The 4,629-nt window shown below is 28.0% G+C and carries 2 protein-coding genes; both read right to left on the minus strand.

Annotated elements, in window-relative coordinates; genetic code table 11:
- Positions 1–1,365: UvrD-helicase domain-containing protein (locus CLCHR_RS23780; RefSeq protein ID WP_169896876.1), on the minus strand; the 1,365-nt coding region annotated here is incomplete at its 3' end.
- Positions 1,362–4,316: a PD-(D/E)XK nuclease family protein gene (locus CLCHR_RS23785; protein ID WP_139376290.1), complete on the minus strand. Its 2,955-nt coding sequence runs from the start codon at positions 4,314–4,316 to the stop codon at positions 1,362–1,364. The genes CLCHR_RS23785 and CLCHR_RS23780, both read right to left, overlap by 4 nt.
- Between the last annotated feature and the right edge of the window lie 313 nt (positions 4,317–4,629).

Consider the following 4,629-nt stretch of genomic DNA (forward strand, 5'->3'; position numbering starts at 1 on the left):
TGGTATTATATATTTACTTCTTACTAAAATACATATATCCTTTGCTTTGAGACCTTTATCAAATAAGTACCTAACTGCTTTTGATATAGTTTCTTGTTTTATAGAATTCTTAACTTGAACTTTGCTATAACTGCTTTTCAGTTCATCTAATAAGCTTTTAAATTTGTCAATGTGTATATTTTTGCCTTTAATCGCTTCCTTAACTTTTTTAACTGAGCCTTCATCTTCTGAACCATCTTTATTGTAGGTTAAAAGTATTAATCTCTTTTCATCAATAACTATTTCGCTATTTCCACCTGGTACTTTTAAACTTTCATATTGATCTATCAGTCTGCTAAAAACTTCATTAATACCATGAATAATTTCAGGTTTACTCCTGTAACAGGTACTTAAGGATTTTTGCCCATCTTCGCCTATGTCTTCAGCTACTTTTCTGTAAATAGTATAATCTGTTCCTCTAAATCCATATATACTCTGTTTTGAGTCTCCTACTACAAATAATCTCTTGGGTAGAAGCTTTCCATTTTCATCTGAAACAAAGCTGTATATAATACTCTTTTGAATTTCATTAGTATCCTGAAACTCATCTACTAAGAATCTTTTATATCTTTCCTTATACCTATCCCTAACTCTTTTATCTTCTAAAACTTCTTTGCAGAGCATTTCTAAATCTGTATAGTCTAGCCCGTCATTTTTTAATTTATACTCTTTATAAAAGACTTCTGTATTTAAGAGAATTTTTAGTACAAGATTAGATAATTCATCATCTTGAAGCTCTTCAAAAATCTCTTCAAGTTTTCTTCCTTTTTGAGATATTTTTTCAGAAATCTCTATAAGCTCTTTCTTAAATCTACCTTCTAAATAATCCTCTCCAAAGGTTTCAACTAAATTATTTATTACTTCCTCATATTCTCCAGAAGAAATCGCCATTTCTAAAGATTTATCTATTGCTTCATATAATACAGACTTCTTATCTATTTCATTTATTATATTGAACTTAAAATCAATTCCAAGACTTGCTGCATTTTCTCTTATTACTTTTGCGCAAAAAGAATGAATAGTGCTAATATTAGCTCTGCTTAGCTTATCTAGTGCCAGCTGCCATTTCTTTTTATCCTCATTTGAGTTTTCAAGCTTTTCAACTATAGCTCCTCTTATTCTTTCTTTCATTTCTAAAGCAGCTTTTTCTGTAAAAGTTATTGCAATAATTTCTTCTATACCAATTCCCGAATCTAAAAGTCTTAAATATCTATTAGTAAGTACTCTAGTCTTTCCAGATCCTGCTCCTGCCGATACAGCTATATTTTTTGTTATGTCAACTGCTGCTTCTTGTTCAATGCTAAGTGTCAAAATACTGTTTTTCATATCTGCGCCTCCATAATAACAGTCATTTTACTTTTACTGTACCTGCATACTTCATTATAAGCACAGCTTGTAAAACTAAATTTTTCAAAGCATTTACAATCGAGCTTATAGTGGAAATCTCCATTCCTTATATTATTAATAGACTCTTCAATTAATCCTTTTAAATATTGAAGGAATGTATAAAACACCTCTTTGTTCATATCAAATTTATTGCTTCCAGTAAAGCCTAAAGCTTTTTTATATTCCGTTCTATAAAGTCCATTCATTTTAATTTTTGTATTAGTACCTTCTACACTAAGATATAAAAGTGCCATACAATCTAAATTATCCATTTGAAGCTCATTTTTTAAATACTCATTTACAAAATAATGATAAAAAGCTATCTGACAGTTTTCCTTATTCAGCATTTTATCTATATCTGGAATAGACTTCTTTTTATAATCATAAACTATATATTTTCCTGTTGGGGTCCATTTACCGTTAGCCATCTCATACTCTAAATCAACTCTATCCACTCTAGAAGTTATTAGTACACCAAAAATATCACTTTCAATAAACTTTTCAAGGAAGAATGGTCTAATTATATTACCAGATTCTTTCTCATATTTATTTATTCTTTTAAGATCACATTCAATAAAGTTTTTAGTATCTTTCCATAATTTATTCCTTAATATTTGCAGCTCATCTTCACTCATTTGAATTTCTCTTATTTCTTCAATAGCCTTATTAAATGAAGAATTAAATTTGACCTCATCTAATACATCATAAACTTTTAATCCTTCATAATAGTAATAAAGGGCCCTATGATAAAAATCTCCAATTTCCATGGCTGATAATTCATCATCTTCTTCCTGCTCCTCCTGTAAATCAAATAAATATTGAAGCATATATTTAAATGGACAATCAAAATAAGCATTAAGCTTTGAAGGAGAAAAGCTATTTTTGCTTAAAACTATCTTCTCTATATTTCCCTTTAAAATACCTTCAAATCTATTAAATTCTTTTTCTTTTCCTCTATGGTATTCCGCTAATCCACTTGAAATCATCTCTTTAAAGTTATTTTCAAAGTTTTCTATAAGCATTAACTTCTCATCAATATTTAAAGATTCAAAGCCTTTATATTTATTTTTAAATATATCTTTAAGCTCCATTGCCTTAAGTTCTTTGCTGCTCATGGTTTTGTTAAATGGAATGTTAAAGCGTTCTCTCATACTTACTACTCTTGTATCCTTTAAATTCCCAACATATTTAACTTCATCAAGAAGTGACGAAGCAATAGTAAAGCTTCCATCTTCTCCAGAACTTCTATAGGAAAGATTTAAAGTTTCTTCAGCTGAAGAAAGGGTTAAATTAAATCTTATCTTTTCACGGGATAGCTCCCATAAATAATCTTGATAGTTTATTCCAATAGCTTTTAAATTTTCAACTTCTAACTCATCAAAAAGACCATCATTTTTTATAACTTTAGGTATATCCCCTTCATTTAAACCTAAAACATATACATGTTTATAATAAACACCCTTTGCTAAATCTGTATTTAAAATCTTAACACCAGTATTTATAGGCTTTTCTAAAGTTATAGTTGCGTTATTCAAGTAATCTATATAAATATTTGAAAAGTTCTCTTTCTCTATTTCCTCGTGTAAAATTTCTCCTAAGTTAAAACCTTTATGTATATCATTAATAAGCTTTTCTAAGGCTTCCTTGGATTTAAGATATAATCTATCTTCATAACTCAAATTTGATTTAAAAGCTTCTTTAGCTAATTTGCTTATCTCAAGATCTTTTTCTTTTATCATTTCTTTAAAAAATTCCAACCATTCTTCACCTAAAGCTAACGATTTATCTGAAACTTTTATAAAACTTAATAAATCCCTGCTAAGCTTAAAGCTGCTAAGAGGAAGCTCATAAGTCATATATAAGGGTATTGCAAATTCTTTGAAAATTTTATGTAAAGTAGTGCTATACTCATCTTTATTATTAACAAACACAGCTATATCTTCCGGATTTTCACCTTTAATTAATTTTTCTTTTATACTTCTTGCAGTTTCCCTAACTTCAGCTGCAATACATGGATATTTATTAATAGTAATTCCATCTATTCCTTCTTCAATTTTATCTCCAGAATAATATTTCTCTGAAAGTTCCTTAAAGCTTAACTTTATTTTATGAAACCCTAGAGGATCATTTAATAACTTAAACCCCATTTCTTCAAAAGGTATTAATATCTCTTCTTCTAAAAATTCTCTGCTTAAATTATTAATATAAGGACAGTTAACATATATATTCAATGTATTTAAAGATGCTATTTTTCTAATTAACTCTATGTTAACCTTATCTATATTAATAAAGCCATCGATTATTAAAGTATCAACTCCAAATAACTCAGCTGATTCTGCTGCCTTTTCTATTGATAGCAAAGAAATGTCATCAACATCAAATAACTCTTTGTCCCTAAGAGTTTTAGTATATTCATCATAAATAAGACTAAGATCAAAAAGTTTATCTTTTAAAATTGGATCTTCTATATTTTCTAACCTTTCACTAAGGTCTTCAGGACTTACCATACTTCTTTTAAGATTTTTTATAAAACTCTTATTTTCCTCAGCAAATCCGTTCTTTGTGCAAATTTTATTGAAGTAATTTAACTCATCCTTTAAGTTTTCACACACTTTTTGAAGCATGAGTTTTTCTATATCTTGAAATATAATATTTGAACTATTTATAAACTGCTCTGTTAAGGCATTTTCAAGTTCATCAAACATTATAATTTTTGAATTTATAAATCCTCCAAGCTTTTCAAGAAGCTTATGCCTAACATCTCTTATAGCCTCTCTTGAAGGCAGAATATATATAAAATTTTTGCCTTGTCTTTGCAAGTCAACGCACATATCTATTAGTCTTTCTCTTCTGTCTGAAAACATGGGTTCAAAATAGAGCCGCTTTTCCATTGGTTTTCCTCCTAAATATACCATTAGATGTATAATTTATATTTATTTCTTTAAATTATATCATAATTCTACATCAGTATCGCCATAAAGTTATTATCTTCCAAACTGTTTAGATATACGTCTAAAAAATCATTGGCATGTTTCTATTCATATTTATATAAATAAAAGCTGAAGTTTCATTTCATGTAAAAAACTTCAGCTTTATTTAATAAACATAAATTTGTCCAAGATATAAATAAAATCACTTCTTTATTACCGGCGTTAATATCAAAAATAATTAATTTTTCAATTCACTCAATTCATTATAAATAGT

The sequence above is a fragment of the Clostridium chromiireducens genome (assembly GCF_002029255.1).
GTDB classification, from domain to species: Bacteria; Bacillota; Clostridia; order Clostridiales; family Clostridiaceae; genus Clostridium; species Clostridium chromiireducens.